The sequence below is a fragment of the Bowmanella sp. JS7-9 genome (genome assembly GCF_004329715.1).
In the GTDB taxonomy this organism is placed as follows: Bacteria; Pseudomonadota; Gammaproteobacteria; order Enterobacterales; family Alteromonadaceae; genus Pseudobowmanella; species Pseudobowmanella zhangzhouensis.
In genome coordinates this window covers 245,780-264,389 of sequence record NZ_JXSY01000002.1, presented here as the reverse complement: position 1 = coordinate 264,389, position 18,610 = coordinate 245,780, and the positions used below count along the sequence as shown (strand labels likewise).

16 protein-coding genes are annotated in these 18,610 nt (G+C 48.4%); 11 read left to right on the top strand and 5 right to left on the bottom strand.

Annotation, left to right across the window (positions count from 1 at the left end; translation table 11 throughout):
• Positions 1-83: 83 nt before the first annotated feature.
• A complete protein-coding gene (infA, locus tag TK45_RS01630; protein ID WP_131256874.1) occupies positions 84-302 on the top strand; it encodes a translation initiation factor IF-1 in 219 nt (72 codons plus the stop codon).
• A gap of 67 nt (positions 303-369) precedes the next feature.
• Here the strand turns inward: infA and clpA are convergent, their stop codons facing one another.
• Both clpA and clpS read right to left on the bottom strand, forming a co-directional pair.
• The gene (clpA, locus tag TK45_RS01625; RefSeq protein ID WP_131256873.1) at positions 370-2,634 is read right to left on the bottom strand and encodes an ATP-dependent Clp protease ATP-binding subunit ClpA; all 2,265 of its coding nucleotides are present in this window, start codon (positions 2,632-2,634) and stop codon (positions 370-372) included.
• A gap of 33 nt (positions 2,635-2,667) precedes the next feature.
• The gene (gene clpS, locus TK45_RS01620; protein WP_131256872.1) at positions 2,668-2,985 is read right to left on the bottom strand and encodes an ATP-dependent Clp protease adapter ClpS; all 318 of its coding nucleotides are present in this window, start codon (positions 2,983-2,985) and stop codon (positions 2,668-2,670) included.
• Between the two features lie 220 nt (positions 2,986-3,205).
• Here clpS and cspD point away from each other — a divergent pair, with 220 nt between their 5' ends.
• Positions 3,206-3,418, top strand: a complete 213-nt coding sequence (cspD, locus tag TK45_RS01615) for a cold shock domain-containing protein CspD (RefSeq protein ID WP_131256871.1) — start codon at positions 3,206-3,208, stop codon at positions 3,416-3,418.
• A 98-nt stretch (positions 3,419-3,516) separates the two neighbouring features.
• Here cspD and TK45_RS01610 read toward each other — a convergent pair whose 3' ends face one another.
• Entirely contained in the window at positions 3,517-5,745 is a 2,229-nt protein-coding gene (locus TK45_RS01610; protein WP_131256870.1) for an NADP-dependent isocitrate dehydrogenase, read from the bottom strand.
• Positions 5,746-6,071: 326 nt separating this feature from the next.
• On the opposite strand from TK45_RS01610, the gene TK45_RS01605 reads away from it, so the two are divergent.
• From TK45_RS01605 to TK45_RS01570, 8 genes are all read left to right on the top strand, one after another.
• Positions 6,072-6,614, top strand: a complete 543-nt coding sequence (locus TK45_RS01605; RefSeq protein ID WP_131256869.1) for an rRNA large subunit pseudouridine synthase E — start codon at positions 6,072-6,074, stop codon at positions 6,612-6,614.
• Positions 6,605-7,075 (top strand): NUDIX domain-containing protein, encoded by a 471-nt coding sequence (locus TK45_RS01600; protein WP_131256868.1) that lies wholly within the window; start codon positions 6,605-6,607, stop codon positions 7,073-7,075. Before TK45_RS01605 ends, TK45_RS01600 begins: the two co-directional genes overlap by 10 nt.
• Positions 7,076-7,145: 70 nt before the next feature.
• Positions 7,146-7,583 (top strand): BLUF domain-containing protein, encoded by a 438-nt coding sequence (locus TK45_RS01595; RefSeq protein WP_165490672.1) that lies wholly within the window; start codon positions 7,146-7,148, stop codon positions 7,581-7,583.
• An 80-nt stretch (positions 7,584-7,663) separates the two neighbouring features.
• Positions 7,664-8,767: a tRNA 2-thiouridine(34) synthase MnmA gene (gene mnmA, locus TK45_RS01590; RefSeq protein ID WP_131256866.1), complete on the top strand. Its 1,104-nt coding sequence runs from the start codon at positions 7,664-7,666 to the stop codon at positions 8,765-8,767.
• Positions 8,764-9,393, top strand: a complete 630-nt coding sequence (gene hflD, locus TK45_RS01585) for a high frequency lysogenization protein HflD (protein ID WP_131256865.1) — start codon at positions 8,764-8,766, stop codon at positions 9,391-9,393. The genes mnmA and hflD overlap by 4 nt, the downstream gene beginning before the upstream one ends.
• A gap of 21 nt (positions 9,394-9,414) precedes the next feature.
• Positions 9,415-10,785: an adenylosuccinate lyase gene (gene purB / locus TK45_RS01580; RefSeq protein ID WP_131256864.1), complete on the top strand. Its 1,371-nt coding sequence runs from the start codon at positions 9,415-9,417 to the stop codon at positions 10,783-10,785.
• An 86-nt stretch (positions 10,786-10,871) separates the two neighbouring features.
• Entirely contained in the window at positions 10,872-12,092 is a 1,221-nt protein-coding gene (locus TK45_RS01575) for an adenylate/guanylate cyclase domain-containing protein (RefSeq protein ID WP_131256863.1), read from the top strand.
• A gap of 56 nt (positions 12,093-12,148) precedes the next feature.
• Positions 12,149-12,607, top strand: coding sequence for a GNAT family N-acetyltransferase (locus TK45_RS01570; RefSeq protein ID WP_131256862.1), 459 nt, complete (start codon positions 12,149-12,151; stop codon positions 12,605-12,607).
• On the opposite strand, the gene TK45_RS01565 is transcribed toward TK45_RS01570, so the two are convergent.
• The gene (locus tag TK45_RS01565; protein ID WP_131256861.1) at positions 12,597-15,626 is read right to left on the bottom strand and encodes an FAD-binding and (Fe-S)-binding domain-containing protein; all 3,030 of its coding nucleotides are present in this window, start codon (positions 15,624-15,626) and stop codon (positions 12,597-12,599) included. The genes TK45_RS01570 and TK45_RS01565 overlap by 11 nt on opposite strands.
• A gap of 139 nt (positions 15,627-15,765) precedes the next feature.
• Between TK45_RS01565 and TK45_RS01560 the strand changes: the two genes are divergently transcribed.
• Positions 15,766-15,984: a tellurium resistance protein TerC gene (locus tag TK45_RS01560; RefSeq protein WP_131256860.1), complete on the top strand. Its 219-nt coding sequence runs from the start codon at positions 15,766-15,768 to the stop codon at positions 15,982-15,984.
• 38 nt (positions 15,985-16,022) lie between these two features.
• Here the strand turns inward: TK45_RS01560 and ppsA are convergent, their stop codons facing one another.
• Positions 16,023-18,401: a phosphoenolpyruvate synthase gene (gene ppsA / locus TK45_RS01555; RefSeq protein WP_131256859.1), complete on the bottom strand. Its 2,379-nt coding sequence runs from the start codon at positions 18,399-18,401 to the stop codon at positions 16,023-16,025.
• Between the last annotated feature and the right edge of the window lie 209 nt (positions 18,402-18,610).

Here is an 18,610-nt window from a genome sequence, read left to right as displayed (position 1 = left end):
GCGGCTTTTTGGCACCTTGAATCCGGTGCCCGATTTATTAAAGAATTCACACTACCGAGCACATTCAGAGGTTTTTTTACTAGATGGCGAAAGAAGATTGTATTGAAATGGAAGGCACAGTTTTGGATACCCTTCCAAATACTATGTTCCGTGTTGAGCTGGAAAATGGTCACGTTGTGATTGCACACATTTCTGGCAAAATGCGTAAAAACTATATCCGCATTTTGACTGGCGACAAAGTCACTGTGGAACTCACGCCATATGATTTGACCAAGGGTCGTATCATCTATCGCGCACGTTAATCCAGATTAACGTGGCACAAAAAAACCAACCTGAGGGTTGGTTTTTTTGTTTCTAAGGTTGGCCTGCTCAGGCTTTTTCGTGCTCAGCAACCTGCGTGTAATTGAATGTCAGGTTGTCATCCTGTTCATCCACTACAACGCTGCCCCCCTTAGTTAATTTGCCAAACAATAGTTCGTTGGCCAGTTCTTTTTTGACTTTTTCCTGAATCAGGCGCGACATGGGACGGGCACCCATGGCTTTGTCATAGCCTTTCTCTGCCAGCCACGCCCGCGCCGCTGGGGTGACTTCCAGAGACACGGATTTCGCATCCAGTTGCGCTTCCAGCTCAACAATAAACTTGTCCACCACCTGCAGAATAATTTGGGCATCCAAATGATTAAACCAGATGATCCCATCCAGACGATTACGAAATTCAGGTGAGAAAATCTTATTAATTTCCGACAGCGCATCATGACTATGATCCTGTTGTTGGAAGCCGATAGATTTACGCTGAGTTTGCTGTACGCCGGCATTGGTGGTCATCACCAGCACCACGTTACGAAAATCCACCTTACGACCATTGTTGTCAGTCAGGGTGCCATGATCCATCACCTGCAACAAAATGTTGTAGATATCAGAATGGGCTTTTTCAATTTCATCCAGCAGCACCACCGAATAGGGATGCTTAATCACAGCGTCAGTTAACAAACCGCCCTGATCGAATCCCACATAGCCCGGAGGCGCACCAATCAAACGGCTGACCGCATGGCGTTCCATATACTCGGACATATCCAGACGTGTTAACTCCACGCCCATAATTTTGGCCAGTTGCTGGGTAACCTCGGTTTTGCCTACACCGGTAGGACCGGCAAACAGGAAACAACCAACCGGCTTCTTCTCATTACCCAAACCAGAACGGGACAGACGAATGGCATCAGTTAACGATTCGATAGCCTTATCCTGACCGAATACCACCATCTTCAGATTGCGATCGAGATTTTTCAGCACTTCCTTATCGGAGGCTGACACCGATTTCTCCGGAATACGTGCAATCTTGGCAATGATCTGTTCAATATCGGTAACGCCAATGGTCTTCTTGCGTTTCGACACTGGCAACAGCCGCTGACTGGCTCCCGCTTCATCAATCACATCGATGGCTTTATCCGGAAGATGGCGCTCATTGATATACTTAGCGGCTAATTCGGCAGCGGCGCGCATAGCCTGCTTGGTAAACTTCACGTCATGATGTTTTTCATAACGGTCTTTGAGGCCCATCAGAATACGGGTAGTGTCTTCCACACTCGGCTCTGTCACATCAATTTTCTGGAAACGACGCGCCAACGCACGATCTTTTTCAAAAATGCCCTGATATTCCTGATAGGTAGTCGAGCCAATACAACGCAATTCGCCGCTGGATAACTTAGGTTTCAGCAGGTTACTGGCATCCATCACACCACCCGATGCCGCGCCGGCACCAATAATGGTATGAATTTCATCGATAAACAAAATCGCTTCCGGCTGCTTTTCCAGCTCTTTTAGAATCGCCTTTAAGCGTTTCTCAAAATCACCGCGATACTTTGTTCCAGCCAACAAACCGCCCAAGTCCAGGGAATAGACAGTGGCGTTAGCAATCACATCCGGCACCTGATTGTTTACAATGCGGTAAGCAAGCCCTTCTGCAATAGCTGTTTTGCCGACGCCGGCTTCGCCGACTAACAACGGGTTATTTTTGCGGCGGCGACACAGTATCTGTACCGTGCGTTCCAACTCTGCATCACGGCCGATGAGAGGATCGATTTTCCCTTTGGCGGCCAGTTCATTTAGGTTTGTGGAGAAGCGCTCCAGCATAGCTGAGCGATCTTCACCCTCGCCTGCTTCGGATTCGGTTTCATGTTGGGCTGGTCGTTCATCCTCAGACTTCGTCACGCCGTGAGAAATGAAATTAACCACATCCAGACGTGTCACATCGGATTTTTTCAGAATGTAAACAGCCTGAGACTCCTGCTCGGAGAAAATGGCCACCAGCACGTTGGCACCGGTTACTTCATCTTTGCCAGACGACTGCACGTGGAATACAGCACGCTGCAATACCCGCTGAAAACCGAGAGTTGGCTGGGTTTCACGTTCACCCGTCTCGTCTTCTAATAAGATTGGAGTGGTGTCTTTAACGAAATCTTCTAATTCTCGCTTGATCGCCGGAATATCCGCACCACAGGCGCGCAGTGCCTCGGCGGCAGAGGGGTTATTCAGTAATGCCAATAACAAATGCTCTACCGTCATAAACTCATGACGGTGTTCACGGGCAAAAATAAAGGCTTCGTTTAGGGTTCTCTCTAAATCTTTATTCAACATAACTGCTTGCCCTCTGTGTACTGACTAAATTTTTTATGCTCTTTCCATTGAACATAGCAAAGGATGCTGATGTTTTCGCGCGTACTGATTCACTTGCATCACTTTTGTTTCTGCTACTTCAGCACTGTATACCCCGCACACCGCTTTTCCTTCGTAATGCACGGTCAACATCAACTGGGTTGCCCGTTCATTATTCATATTAAAGAAACGTACCAGCACCTCAATAACGAAATCCATCGGTGTGTAATCGTCGTTATTGAGCATAACTTTATACATCGGAGGTGGTTCGGCCTTACGCCGCACCAACTCAATCTGTTTGTCGTGGCTTACGCCTGTATCAAACTGCCCCATTGGTCACGTATTTTTATTCAATTTTACTCTGGTGATGACTAAGTTATATCGCGATTAGCGTCTTTTGTTAACGCAAAGTGGAAAATGTTTAATTCCGACTTGACACAATCCGCTCAAAAAATCTACAGTTTTGCATGGGGTGTATTACGTCGTCGCCCCACCTTATCGGAAGATTGGGTTAAAAGGCGTTAAATCAAGGGACATAGAGGAAGTTATTGTAATGGCAGTCGGTAGAGTTAAATGGTTCAATAACGCGAAAGGATTTGGTTTTATCATTCCGGAAGATGGCGGAGAGGACGTATTCGCCCACTACTCCACTATTCAAATGGATGGTTACCGCTCTCTCAAAGCGGGTCAGGAAGTTCAATTTGAAATCGAAGAGGGTCCAAAAGGCCTGCATGCAGCCAATATCTCCATTGAACCAAAAATGTGATGCTGTGCATCGGAAATAAAAAAGCAGATGCGTTAAACATCTGCTTTTTTTATGTCTGAAGTTCGGTGAAGTCCATTAAGACCCCACCGCCACTCGCATCAGGACGCCAAAATCTGACGGAATGTCTGGCTCGGGAACATCGCCGCAGCCAATTTTTCTTCAGCTGGGAAATAATAGCCACCGATATCCTGTGGTTTACCCTGAGTCGCATCAATTTCAGCCACAATAGTATCAATATTCGCAGCCAGCTTGTCAGCCAGCGGCGCGAACATTTTCGCCATTTCCGCGTCATCTTGCTGGGCAGCTACGGCCTGCGCCCAATACATGGCCAAATATGCATGGCTGCCACGGTTATCCAGTTCACCGGCACGACGCAGAGGTGATTTATTGTTATTTAAAAGCTGTTCTGTCGCTTCATCCAGAGTTTTGGCTAAGACTTTGGCTCGGTTGTTATCATACTTGATCGCCACGTCTTCAATGGAGACGGCCAGCGCGAGGAATTCACCCAGTGAATCCCAGCGCAGGTGACCTTCTTCAACAAACTGCTGAACGTGTTTAGGCGCCGAACCACCCGCACCGGTTTCATATAAACCGCCACCGGCCATCAATGGCACAATAGACAGCATCTTGGCACTGGTACCCAGTTCAAGAATTGGGAATAAATCTGTCAGATAATCACGCAAAACGTTGCCGGTAACAGAAATAGTATCTTTACCGCGAATAGCACGTTCCATGCTGTAACGAATTGCCGCCACCGGTGACATGATCTGAATATCCAGACCGGTCAGGTCGTGCTGTTGCAGGTAATGCTGCACTTTTTTGATCAGTTGCGCATCGTGTGCACGCTCTTCATCCAACCAGAATACCGCCGGCATTCCAGACAGACGCGCACGGGTGACGGCCAGCTTAACCCAATCCTGGATAGGCAAATCTTTGGTCTGACACATACGCCAGATGTCACCGCTTTCAACCTGGTGTTCAATCAGTACGGTGCCGTCCTGATCGATAATCTGTACGGTACCGTCGGCGTCCAGTTCAAACGTTTTATCATGCGAACCGTACTCCTCGGCTTTTTGAGCCATTAAGCCCACATTTGGCACGGTACCCATGGTCGTTGGATCAAATGCGCCGTGGGTCTTACAGAAGTTAATGACTTCCTGATAGATGGTCGCATAGGTACTCTCCGGGATAACCGCTTTAGTATCGTAAGCGCGACCATCCGGGCCCCACATTTGGCCAGAGTTACGGATCATTGCAGGCATGGAGGCATCTACGATGACGTCGCTGGGTACGTGCAGGTTAGAAATGCCTTTATCAGAGTTAACCATGGCGATCATCGGACGGTTTTCATAAACCCGGTTAATGTCACGCTGGATTTCTGAACGTTGCGACTCTGGCAGTCCGGCGATTTTATCGTAAACGCTGCCCAGGCCGTTGTTTGGATTCACGCCCAACTCTTTGAACAAGTCACCCCATTTATCGAACAGCTCTTTATAAAACACCTTCACACAGTGACCAAACACAATAGGGTGAGAGACTTTCATCATGGTGGCTTTGACGTGTAGTGAGAACAAAATGCCGGTGTTTTTGGCATCTTCAATTTGTTCTTCAAAGAATTTACACAGTGCTTTTTTGCTCATATACATGCCGTCGATGACTTCGCCAGCGAGCAAATCAATACGTGGTTTAAGAACCTTTTTATTGCCGTTTTTGTCGGTGAACACAATGCTCACATGGCCTGCTTTTTCTACCGTGGTCGACTTCTCACTGGAGTAGAAATCCCCTTTTCCGGCCATTGATGCTACGTGTGAACGCGACGCCTGGCTCCATGCGCCCATTGAATGAGGATGCTTGCGAGCGTAATTTTTTACTGCTGCGGGGGCGCGACGATCAGAGTTACCCTCACGTAATACCGGGTTTACTGCACTGCCCAACACTTTGCCGTAACGCTCACGAATTGACTTTTCCTCGTCAGTATTGGCTTCTTCCGGATAAGCTGGTACGGCAAACCCGGCTTTGTTCAATTCCGCGATTGCGGCGCGCAATTGTGGGATCGACGCACTGATATTTGGCAGTTTAATGATGTTTGCATCTGGATCCTGAGTGAGATCGCCCAGGTGAGCTAACGCATCCTGTACCTGTTTATCTTCCGGCAGATAATCCGGGAAGGTCGCCAAAATTCGCGCAGCCAGTGATATATCACTCAGCTCAACGTTAATGCCTGCTGCCGACGCAAATTTTTCAATAATCGGCAGCAAAGAATAGGTTGCCAGCATCGGCGCTTCGTCGGTTTTTGTATATATGATTGTCGACTTGGCTGTGGTCATTAGATACCTCTGTTCATGGGCAGACTAGCTGCCTTATAAGTCCATGGAAGCCCGCGCAAAATAACTGCGCAGAGTCCTATAAAAAGGGCGATTAAGATGCGAAGCGCCGTAGTGCTATCGCGGGACAGGCTATGTCTGAGACAAAAAATCCAATCCGGTGTAGGGTCATCGCGACCAGTAGTATAGGGGCGAAAATTCCACTTACAAGTCATACCATGGTCGAAATCCGCTAGCAAAATGGCATCTCGCATTTACGCCAGCGCTTGAGTATGGGGAAAATCGCAAATCTGCTAACATATTGTTTTTTATGATACTGGAGCGAGTAATTGAACCCTGAACGCAAAATAGTGCTGTTTAACAAGCCCTATGACGTATTGTGTCAATTTACTGATGAGCAAGACCGCAGCGTGCTCAAGGATTTTATCGATATCCCCGGCGTATATGCCGCTGGCAGGTTAGACCGTGACAGTGAAGGATTATTAATTCTGACCAATGATGGCAAGCTACAGAGCAAACTCGCCGACCCCAGGCACAAAACCAGTAAAACCTATTGGGTGCAGGTCGATGGAGAGATCAGCGATGACGCAATTCTCCAATTAAGCCGGGGCGTTAAACTTAAAGATGGTTTGACCCGCCCGGCCAAAGCACAGCGCATGCAAGAGCCGACCGTATGGCCACGGAATCCGCCAGTGCGTTTTCGCAAAAACATTCCCACCAGTTGGCTCAGTCTGACCATCACCGAAGGGAAAAACCGTCAGGTACGCAGAATGACTGCAGCCGTCGGGTTCCCTACCCTACGATTAATCCGTTACCGGATTGGAGACTGGACTCTGGACGGTCTGGCGCCGGGAGAATATCGTTGTCTGTAGCACGCTTTCGTCCCAACGTTACCGTAGCTTGTATTGTTCGTTATCAGGACAAATTTTTGCTGGTGGAAGAAATCATCGATGGCGTAAAGAAACTCAATCAACCCGCTGGCCATCTGGAATGGGGTGAGTCACTGCCAGATGCAGCGAAACGCGAATTAAAAGAAGAAGCCGGCATTCAGGCTGAGCCTACCGGCCTGTGCGGTATCTATCTCAATCCCACCGCAGACAAACCATTGACCTACTTACGTTTTGGATTTGTTTTTGAATTAACCCATTTGCCAACCTGCACCAGCACTGAGGAAAATATAATCGCCTGGCATTGGCTAACGGCAGAACAAATTATCGAGCGTGCCGGGCAATTACGCAGCCCTGCAGCGATTCAATGCGTGCAGGATACTTTGCAAGGCAAGCTGTTACCGCTCAACATTTTACGCTTTACGCCTATTGCTACTGAAGACTAATTAATTTTCTTTCGCATAAACAATTATTCAGCCTATACCTTATATTTATACGAGCATGCGGAAATCGGCTATGTCAGAGTCCTTAGTTCAACTCGCTTATATAAGTACAGCTAAACATCCGATGTCATCAGAGGAATTGAATCAATTACTATCTGTGGCGAGACGCAACAACGCGCGAGCAGAAATAGGTGGTTATCTGACACTGACCGACACCACATTTTTTCAAATTATCGAGGGGCCATCTGAAAATGTCAGTGCTTTATACCGCCTGTTGTTAACAGACAACCGCCATTTCGGCCTCAATCGTGTGCTGTATCAAACCGTTCAACAACGCGCATTTGAAAACTGGGCAATGGCTTTCGAACACTACCCGAGTCCTACTGCGATGCCCGTATCTGGCTTTAGTGATTTTATCCATCCTTATCAAGGGATGGAAAAGAGCGCAATTGCATCAGATATGAACGCAAATGAAATGGTTGAACAGATTCAGAGAATGATCTCAACCTAAGCCATAACGTAGAATTTAGCGCGGTGATTTGGTACACTCCGCGCCCTCAAAATTCCTAACCGAGCACATAACGCTAACGCATGTCAGATAACAGTCGTACCAAAGTAATCGTCGGAATGTCCGGCGGTGTAGATTCTTCCGTTTCCGCCTATTTATTGTTGCAACAAGGCTATCAGGTCGAAGGCCTGTTTATGAAAAACTGGGAAGAAGATGATACGGATGAATATTGTGCCGCCGCACAGGATCTGGAAGACGCACAAGCGGTTGCCGACAAGTTAGGCATCGTATTGCACACCATCAATTTCGCCGCGGAATACTGGGACAATGTGTTCGAATATTTCCTCGCTGAGTACAAAGCCGGTCGCACACCGAATCCGGATATCATGTGCAACAAGGAAATCAAATTTAAAGCCTTCTTAGAATTCGCCGCAGAAGAACTCGGTGCCGATTACATCGCTACGGGTCATTACGTCAGACGTCGGTGTGTTAATGGCAAGTGGCAACTTTTGCGCGGATTGGATGGCAACAAAGACCAAAGTTACTTCTTATACACCTTAAGCCATGAACATGTCGCGCAAACTCTGTTCCCAGTAGGTGAACTGGAAAAACCAGAGGTGCGTCGCATCGCTGAAGAACAAGGACTAGTAACCGCAGATAAAAAAGACAGCACGGGTATCTGTTTTATTGGCGAGCGTAAGTTCAAAGATTTCTTGTCACAATACCTTCCCGCTCAACCCGGTGATATCGAAACGCCAGAGGGTCAGGTCATCGGACGTCATGAAGGTCTGATGTACCACACTCTCGGACAGCGAAAAGGCCTACATATCGGGGGATTGGCTGAATTTGGTGATGAACCCTGGTATGTGGTTGAAAAAGATATGCAACGCAATGTGTTAATCGTTGCCCAGGGCAGCGATCACAGTCTGTTGTACTCAGACGGATTAATTGCCAACCAAATGCATTGGGTCAGTCGCGAGAAACCAGCTACACCGCTGCGCTGCGCGGTAAAAACCCGTTATAGACAGGAAGACATTCCCTGTACCCTGACTTACCTTAATGATGACGAAATCGAAGTAATATTCGATCAACCACAAAAAGCGGTAACGCCAGGCCAATCTGCGGTATTTTACCTCGGGGAAGAATGCCTGGGTGGCGCCATAATCGGACGATACCTCAGACGATGAGTTATCAGCCTGCCCCCTCCACTTTAGCATTAGCGGCGGTTTGTCAAGCTGCTACGCTGGTTCAACAAACTGCCCGTGGGCGCACTACCGATACCGCAGATGTCGATACCATTCTTGGTGCGATTCTTGTCATCGATGCAGAATCGCCTGAAGTCATATTTGGCCGTTTGCAAAATTTGCACAGCGGCTTTCGTACTCTAGCCCATCAGTTGGGTGGAACACCGGTCGATAAAGACGCCGAGGTAACCCGCTACATCGCCGGATTGTTTGCCTTGGAACGTAAAATCAGCAACAACAAAACCGTGCTGAATCAGCTGGGTCAGCGCATTGGTCAGTTGCAGCGTCAAACTGGCTTATATGAGATAACCAGTTCGCAGATGATGGCGAATATGGCCAGTGTATACAGTGATGTAGTGAGTCCGGCAGGCCCCAAAATTCAAGTAGCGGGCAACACTGTGCTACTGCGTCAGCCTGCCATTCAGGACAAGGTCAGAGCCCTGTTACTGGGCGGCATTCGTGCCACGGTATTGTGGCGCCAGCTTGGCGGAAAACGCCGCCACATTTTATTTTCACGTAAACGAATCTTACAGGATGCTGCAGCAACGCTGCGCTATCTGGATAATTAATTTTAATCATCGGAGCAGGCAATGGAACTTTCAGCGTTAACCGCAATTTCCCCGGTTGATGGACGTTACGGTAATAAAACCAGCGAACTTCGCGACATTTTCAGTGAATTTGGTCTGACCAAATATCGCGTAGAGGTAGAGGTACGTTGGTTACAACTACTTGCCAGCATCGACGGAATCGATGAAGTGCCTGCTCTCAGTCAACAGGCCAATGAGCATCTGAACAACATTGTTAGTGGCTTCGCAGTAGAACACGCCCAACGTGTTAAAGACATTGAAGCGACGACAAATCACGATGTTAAAGCAGTCGAGTATTTTCTAAAAGAACAGGTTGCCGGCAACGCGGAACTGGCGGCTGTGAGCGAATTTATCCATTTCGCCTGTACCTCAGAAGATATCAATAATTTATCTCATGCACTGATGCTCAAATCTGCTCGTGAGCAGGTCATCCTGCCCTACTGCGACAAGCTTATCGGTGAAATTAAAACCCTTGCCAAGCGTTATCAATCTGTTCCTATGATGGCGCGCACTCACGGTCAACCAGCAACGCCGACCACTATGGGTAAGGAAATGGCCAACGTGGCAGTACGATTGCAGCGACAGCGTGAACAAATCGCCTCCGTGAGTCTGTTAGGTAAAATCAACGGTGCAGTGGGTAACTACAACGCACACCTGAGTGCCTATCCGGATGTAAACTGGCATGAGGTGTCAGAACGTTTCGTTAGCAGTCTGGGTATCAGCTGGAATCCATACACCACGCAAATTGAGCCACACGACTACATTGCAGAATTATTTGACGCGGTCGCACGCTTCAACACTATTTTGATCGATTTTAATCGCGATGTGTGGGGCTATATCGCCCTTGGCCATTTCAAGCAAAAAACCATTGCGGGCGAAATTGGCTCTTCGACCATGCCACACAAGGTCAATCCCATTGATTTTGAAAATTCAGAGGGCAATCTGGGGCTGGCCAACGCCATTTTCGGCCATTTAGCGCAAAAACTGCCGGTATCCCGCTGGCAGCGTGACCTGACTGACTCTACCGTATTACGTAATCTGGGTGTGGGTGTGGGCTATGCGGTCATTGCCTATCAGGCGACCCTTAAAGGCATCAGCAAACTGGAAGTTAACGAACAAAGCTTATTGGATGAACTGGACAGCAACTGGGAATTACTGGCTGAGCCTATTCAAACCGTTATGCGTCGTTATGGCATTGAAAAACCTTATGAAAAGCTAAAAGAACTGACGCGCGGTAAACGGGTAAATCAGGCCATTATGGCCGACTTTATTGATAATCTGGCGCTGCCTGAGCAGGTAAAAATCAGCCTGAAGCAAATGACACCGGCCAGTTATATTGGTCGTGCCATCGCGTTTGTAGATGAGTTGCAATAAGCCACATTTATCACTGGTGCATTAAGCAATTGTAGGGTGAATAAACTAATCTTTATTCACCCTTTTTGTTTAAATGGACTTAAACGATGCCAGGATGGATGCGAATCTGGCTCAGAGCAGGCCACCAACATTCCGATCGGGACAGTTTCTGTCCAATCCGCATCGCCAATGTTATTTCGCTGATAATGCTCCTCACCCTATTGTTGCAATTGCCAGCCAGTGTTGGTTATTGGACGCAAGGTGGCTCAGGGAAAGCTCTCCTTATCGGTATTTTTGCCTGTTTAACGATGCTTACACCGCTTTTTAATCATTGGCAACGACATAAACTGGCCGTTTATTGGCTGTCACTGATTTACTTTATCTATATCAGCGCCTCAACTTTGTATCTTGGCAATCAATCTCACGTGCAGATCTTTTTGCTGCTGGGCATTTTATTGCTGCCCACCCTATTCTCGCGCCAAACAAAATTGGAAATTTATCTCTTCCAAACGACTTATGCCCTGGCATTTATTGTACTGAACAGCATTGAAACCCAGGGGGTGAGTGCGGATTACCAGCACTTCTTGCGCCCGGCGAATTGGGTGTTTTTAGTCGCAAGTTTTGCAGTGTGCGCTTATTTTATTCAGCGTAATCTGGAAATAGATCGCAGACGGCTGGACGAGGAGAGAGCTCGCTCAGACGAGTTACTCAGCAATATTCTGCCTGATAGCATTGCCGAGAGAATGCGCGCCCATCAAGACACCATTGCCGATTTTTACGCGGAAATCACGGTAATCTTCGCCGATATTGAAGGCTTCACTCACCTATCCAGACAATTGACCGAACTGGGCTTAGTTCGCCTGCTGAATGAGCTTTACAGTGAAATGGATCAGCTGTTTTTAAGCTATGGCTTAGAAAAAATCAAAACCAATGGCGATGGCATCATGATCGTCTGTGGCGCACCTCTGGCACTTGCTGACCACGCCTGGCGTGCTTGTGAGGTTGCCTTGCGTATGCAACAGCTGTTCAGTGATTTTGCTCAGCGCCATCACTTACCTAACCGGCTCAGGATTGGCATTCACACTGGCTCTGCGGTAGGGGGTGTCGTCGGTTTGCATAAATTTTCCTATGACGTATGGGGCGACACAGTTAATTTGGCATCCCGCATGGAAAGCTATGGCGAAGCAGGCAAAATCCAGGTCAGTCTGGCCACCTACCAGCTGGTTCGCGAGCATTTTATTTTCGAACCCCGGGGCGATATTGATATTCGCGGTATTGGTTTGCAAACCACGTATTGGTTAGTCGGCCATAAACATAGCGAGCCTTGAGTAGTATCGATTGCTCTTCTACGCTTAATAGTCCCGTAACATTGAGACCTAACCCCATGCCGCTTCGCGTCAAGCACGTAAATTGGCAACACCATTGCCATGAAGTAAAAACACTGCGGGAAAAAGTGTTTGTAATTGAATGGAGGATCCCACAAAACATTGAATTCGACCGCAGCGACGATAGTGCTTATCACGTCGTAGTCGAGTCCGATGATAAGCAAGCCGTTGCCACCGGCCGCCTGACACCGGAGGGTGAGTTGGGCAGAATTGCCGTACGCCGTGAATGGCGCAAACGCGAAGTGTACGACACCCTCGTATCAGCGTTATTAGATATCGCCCGCAGCCAAAAAATCGAGTCGATTTGCGTGCAATGTGATATCGATGCTGTTCCCCGCTACCAGGAACTAGGCTTCACCCCTGTTGGGCCAGCCTATATGGACGCCGGCATTCCACGGCGCAAAATGGCATGCCCGGTACAGCAGTGCCAGCTTGCCCACATTGAATTTATGCACTGATCTTTGCGTTTAACAGTTGTAACGGATGGAGCGGCTTGAAGCCCTCTATCCGTTTGACCTGACTGCGACAGGAAAATCCGGTCACCAATACCTGCTGGTGCTGATGTTGCCGCAACGCCGGATACCAACTAAGTGCATAGATGTCTTTTGACTCATCCAGATGTGCGGCTTCATGACCAAACGTTCCCGCCATACCACAACAGCCGGTTTCTTCCAGGGTTAACCGTAATCCCATTTGCTTAAATATTTGCAGCCAGGCATTGCCCACGGTAGGTAACGCGGTTTTCTCAGTACAGTGAGTAAACAGCACATAGTCAGTCTCGTCAGCCAGGCTGACATTCAGCGGTTGGCTTACCAGCCACTCATGCAGCAATTGCACATGGAAATCACCCCTTGCATCGCCCAGTGCCTTACTGTATTCATCGCGATAACACAGCACCATGGACGCGTCTAACCCCAGCATGGGCAAATCCAGCGCAGCCAATTGCTGTAGAAACTCCGCTGCGTTTTTTGCCGTTGCAGCAAATTCCTGCAAATAGCCTTTTACGTGTTGAGGCTTGCCGTTGGGTTTAAACGGCAGAAGGACAGGTTGATAACCCAATTTTTCCAGCAAATTCAGGCAATCGGCGACAAGTTCAGCCTCATAGAAGCTGGTAAAGGGATCCTGCACAATCAGCACAGTTTTACTTTTCTGCCGAACATTCAACGAGGTCAGTTTTTGCAAATCAAACTGATAGTTGCCCCGAATGCGCGACTGCAATGTCGGGCTGGATAACAGTGGCGCATCCACATACCCCACGCGTTTGTGCAGATAATGTTTGACCGGTGCCAGAGTCATAATACGGTTTACCAGACGCGGAAATTTTGCCAGCCAAGGCGCCATTTTCTCTACGTTGGCGACCAGGCTGTCGCGCAGTGGACGCTGATAACGCTGGTAATACAAGTTTAAAAATCGCGCGCGGAAACCCGGTACATCCACATTAACAGGACACTGACTGGTACAGGCCTTACAAGCCAGACAGTGATCCATTACGTCTTTCACCTCATGGGAAAAGTCATGGGGATCATGGCTCATCGGCCGTTTTTTCCAGCGCGGAGTTGGCTGCGTAAAACTCTGCTGCTCGAGAGTCTGAATATCAACCTGCTGATTGGCTAACTGACGCAGCCATTCACGCACCATACCTGCCCTGCCTTTTGGACTGTGACGACGATCACCGGTTACCTTAAACGATGGGCACATAGGGGACTTAGTGTCGTAGTTAAAACACAGGCCATTGCCGTTACAATTCATCGCAGGAGCATAGCTGTCGCGCACTTCGATAGGGATTTGCCGGTCAAATGCACCGCGCTTTTCGTCACTCACCCGTACGAGAGATTCCTCTGATTCCAACGGCGTACAAATCTTGCCCGGATTCAGTTTATTCAGCGGATCGAAAGCGCGCTTTATCTTGCGTAATTCGGTAAATAGCTCATCACCAAAAAACGCAGGCCCATATTCGGAACGATAGCCTTTGCCATGCTCGCCCCACATTAAACCGCCATATTTGGCCACCAGCGCCACTACCTCATCAGACAAGGTTTGTAGTAAGGCTTCTTGTGTGGGATCACTTAAATCCAGAGCAGGACGAACATGCAACACGCCGGCATCCACGTGGCCAAACATGCCATATTGCAGGCCTTTTGCGTCAAGCAGTTCGCGAAACTCCAGAATAAAATCAGCCAGATTTTCGGGAGGTACGGCGGTGTCTTCGGCAAACGCGACTGGTTTTGCCCAGCCTTTAGCCTTACCCAACAAACCGACCGCTTTCTTACGCATAGCGTAAATTTTTGCGATTTGGCCGGTATCTTCAGTCACCTGATAACCGATAACACCATTGCGTCCCACCACCATATCCGCATCCAGACTGGCTAACAGTCCATCCAGCTTGGCACGGAAATTTGCCGGTTCTTCTGCGTTATATTCGACCATGTTCAGGCCTAACATGGATTTGCCCGGCACATCCTCAATCAGGTCTTTTACGCTGTGCCAAACAATGTCTTCACGGGCCAGATTAAGTACCTTGCTGTCCACAGTTTCCACTGAGGTCGCCTGTGCCGCCACCATTTGTGGCGCGTGACGCAGCGCTGACTCAAACGAGTCATACTTCACATTTACCAGAGCCTTAAATTTGGCAATAGGTGTAACATTCAGCCGGGCCTCAGTCACAAACGCCAACGTGCCTTCCGAGCCTGTTATGATCCGGCTCACATCCACATGCTGTTGGTCATTTGAAAGCACGTGTTCCAGATCATAACCGGTTAAAAAACGATTCAGGCGTGGAAATTTGGCAATAATTTCCTGACGTTTACCAATCGCTGTTTCCAGGATCTGCGCCATGATAGCGTTTAAAGGGTGGCATGCATCAGCCGCAACTTGTTGAGCCTGTGACAGCGGCATCGGCGAGGTTTCCACCACATCACCGTTGAATAACACCGACTTAAGGCCTAATACGTGATCGCTGGTTTTGCCATACACCAGACTCCCCTGACCCGATGCATCTGTATTGATCATGCCACCGATGGTTGCACGATTACTGGTGGATAAATCGGGGGCGAAGAAATAACCGTGGGGTTTGAGATATTCATTCAGCTGATCTTTTACCACGCCAGCTTGTACCCTGACCCAACCCTCGTCGGCATTAAATTCCAGGATCTTGTTCATATGGCGCGACATATCCACCACAATCCCAGCCGTCAGAGATTGACCATTAGTTCCGGTACCGCCGCCACGTGGACTGAAACGAATATCACTAAATTGCGCTTTGGCGCTGAGTTTGCCAAGAATAACCAAATCATCGGTATTTTTTGGTAACACCACCGCTTGCGGTAGCTTCTGATATACCGAATTATCCGTGCTGTAGGCAATACGGGTGGCATAACCTGACTGAATATCGCCTGCGAATCCGGCTTTTTTAAGCTGCTGAAGAAACTCGAGATATGATTGTTGCAATGACGCGTTCGGATCTAGAAGCGGGAGCATGGCCTGTACTGACGTGGCAAATGATACGCCATTATACTGATTCCCTTTGCTAATAACAGAATGTTACAAACGCCATTTTTACTCTTTTTACACGGCGGGATAGACTGGTTTCATGGTTGTATAAAAGAGGCAGTAATTTATGCGTAAGCTACGTGTCTTCATCGCGATAATTCTGATAACTATCGGCATTATTGGCTTTATTTTACCGGGTTCCATGTTCATTTTGCTCGGCGGGCTAATGCTGATGAGTATCGACTACCCACCCGCCAGACATTGGTTACGCAAAGTGCAAAGGGCCAGTGGTCGCGGTGCACGCAAACTGGACCAGGCACTGCTTAATCGCAAGATGCGCAATTAAAAAACAAGAAAGGCCGCAATATTGCGGCCTTTTTGCATTTACGCGTTGGCGTATTGTTTACCCAGATACAACCAGGTTTCTACCACGGTATCTGGATTGAGTGAGACACTGTCAATCCCCTGTTCCACCAACCAGGCAGCGAAGTCAGGATGATCGGATGGACCCTGGCCGCAGATCCCGACATATTTGCCACGCGCCTTAGCCGCCTTAATTGCCATGGCGAGCAGCGCTTTAACTGCCGCATTGCGCTCATCAAATAAATGGGCAATGACACCTGAGTCGCGATCCAAACCCAAAGTCAGCTGGGTCAAATCATTGGAGCCGATGGAGAATCCATCGAAGATATCCAAAAACTCATCGGCCAGTAGCGCATTGGATGGCAACTCACACATCATAATCACGCGTAAGCCGTCTTCGCCTTTCTTCAGTCCCTGCTCGGCTAACAGTTCAATGACCGCACGACCTTCATCCAGCGTGCGCACGAATGGGATCATAATTTCCACATTAGTGAGCCCCATTTCATTGCGCACCCGCTTGATTGCTTCACACTCCAATGCAAAACAATCACGGAACGACGGGTCGATATACCGGCTGGCACCGCGGAAGCCTAACATAGGATTTTCTTCATCCGGCTCATACTGATATCCACCCACCAGATTAAAGTACTCGTTAGACTTAAAGTCCGACATGCGTACGATAACCTTTTGCGGTGAAAACGCGGCCGCTATAGTTGAGATGCCCTCAGCCAGTCTGGCGATATAAAACTCACGCGGTGATGAATAACCGGCCATCATTAGATCGATGTCCTGTTTTACATCTTCTGGCTGCTGCTCGTAATTCAGCAAGGCTTTCGGATGCACACCAATCATACGATTGATAATAAATTCCAGACGAGCCAGACCAACACCCGCATGCGGCAAGCGGGCAAAGCCAAAGGCTGTATCCGGGTTACCCACGTTCATCATAATTTTTAACGGTAAATCCGGCATACTATCGATGCGCGACGTTGTGACATCAAAGTCCAGCTTATCGTCATAGATAAAACCGGTATCACCTTCTGCGCAGGATACGGTAATCGGTTGACCGTGTTTAATAGATGTTGTCGCATCACCGCATCCAACCACCGCTGGAATACCTAGCTCACGTGCGATGATGGCGGCGTGACAGGTGCGCCCGCCACGATTGGTCACGATAGCCGCTGCACGTTTCATAATCGGCTCCCAATCCGGATCTGTCATGTCTGTAACCAGTACATCACCGGGCTGGATCTTGTCCATTTCTTCAATCCCAGAGAGCACTTTAGCCGTACCCGCACCAATCTTGTGACCGATAGCACGCCCCTGACAGATTACGCCGGCTTTGCCTTTGAGGTTAAAACGTTCGATAACCTGCACGTCTTCCCGGCTGCGCACTGTTTCTGGACGCGCCTGAACAATATACAGTTTGCCGTCCAGGCCATCTTTGGCCCATTCGATATCCATCGGACGGCCATAATGTTTTTCAATGATCAGCGCCTGTTTGGCCAACTGTTGCACTTCATCATCGCTGATAGAAAAACTGTGACGCTCGGCAGGCTCAACATCCACGATTTCCACCTGTTTACCGTGAGATAAATCGCTGGAGTAGATCATTTTGGTCATCTTACTGCCAATATTGCGGCGCAAAATCGACTTTTTTCCTGACAGTAAGGTTGGTTTGTGCACATAAAATTCATCAGGGTTGACCGCGCCCTGTACCACCATTTCGCCCAGACCATAGGAACTGGTAATAAAAACGACTTGATCAAAACCCGACTCGGTATCAATGGAGAACATCACGCCTGATGCAGCGATATCACTGCGCACCATGCGTTGAACACCTGCCGACAATGCCACACCTTTGTGGTCATAGCCCTGGTGGACCCGATACGAGATGGCGCGATCATTAAACAAGGATGCGAACACATGCTTGATGGCGGTCATGACCGCATCATAGCCTTTCACATTCAGGAAAGTTTCCTGCTGACCTGCGAAGGAGGCATCCGGCATATCTTCGGCAGTAGCGGAAGAACGCACCGCGAACGACGCCTCATCACCCATTTCACCCTGTAACTGGCTAAATGCCTGTTGGATTTGCGTGGCCAGTTCTGGTTGGAAAGGGGTATCAATGATCCAGTCACGGATAGTTTTACCTGCGACGGCCAGTGCGTTAACGTCATCGACATCCAGTGTATCCAATAGTGCATGGATACGTGCATCCAATCCGCTTTGCTCCAGAAAATCATTGAAAGCGTCAGCAGTTGTGGCAAAGCCACCGGGGACTTCTACACCGGCGTTGGCCAGGTTAGAAATCATCTCACCCAAAGAGGCATTCTTGCCCCCAACCTTTTCAACATCGCCCATGCCAAGCTGTTGATACCATAAAACGTATTGGTGCACTGTAGGGTACTCCTGTTGTGGTGGTGTGGTGAATTTCACGGCCCTTTTTATTGTTTTTTTCGCCCTGAAAGCAGAAATTATTATCACGCCATCTTGTGGGTTTGCCGCACTCAACTCCTTGAATGCTGGCTATTTTTGCGCAGAATTTTATGATGTGCGGAATTAAAAAGTAAACTCTTATTTATTTTGGTAATTAAATTACAACATTG

Bases quoted from the DNA above. Each gene is read 5' to 3' on its own strand.
- clpA (WP_131256873.1), bottom strand. From the start codon at position 2,634: ATGTTGAATAAAGATTTAGAGAGAACCCTAAACGAAGCCTTTATTTTT.
- TK45_RS01570 (WP_131256862.1), top strand. From the start codon at position 12,149: ATGCCGCTTCGCGTCAAGCACGTAAATTGGCAACACCATTGCCATGAA.
- TK45_RS01610 (WP_131256870.1), bottom strand. From the start codon at position 5,745: ATGACCACAGCCAAGTCGACAATCATATATACAAAAACCGACGAAGCG.
- mnmA (WP_131256866.1), top strand. From the start codon at position 7,664: ATGTCAGATAACAGTCGTACCAAAGTAATCGTCGGAATGTCCGGCGGT.
- TK45_RS01575 (WP_131256863.1), top strand. From the start codon at position 10,872: ATGCCAGGATGGATGCGAATCTGGCTCAGAGCAGGCCACCAACATTCC.
- TK45_RS01560 (WP_131256860.1), top strand. From the start codon at position 15,766: ATGCGTAAGCTACGTGTCTTCATCGCGATAATTCTGATAACTATCGGC.
- clpS (WP_131256872.1), bottom strand. From the start codon at position 2,985: ATGGGGCAGTTTGATACAGGCGTAAGCCACGACAAACAGATTGAGTTG.
- TK45_RS01565 (WP_131256861.1), bottom strand. From the start codon at position 15,626: ATGCTCCCGCTTCTAGATCCGAACGCGTCATTGCAACAATCATATCTC.
- hflD (WP_131256865.1), top strand. From the start codon at position 8,764: ATGAGTTATCAGCCTGCCCCCTCCACTTTAGCATTAGCGGCGGTTTGT.
- purB (WP_131256864.1), top strand. From the start codon at position 9,415: ATGGAACTTTCAGCGTTAACCGCAATTTCCCCGGTTGATGGACGTTAC.
- TK45_RS01595 (WP_165490672.1), top strand. From the start codon at position 7,146: ATGTCAGAGTCCTTAGTTCAACTCGCTTATATAAGTACAGCTAAACAT.
- cspD (WP_131256871.1), top strand. From the start codon at position 3,206: ATGGCAGTCGGTAGAGTTAAATGGTTCAATAACGCGAAAGGATTTGGT.
- infA (WP_131256874.1), top strand. From the start codon at position 84: ATGGCGAAAGAAGATTGTATTGAAATGGAAGGCACAGTTTTGGATACC.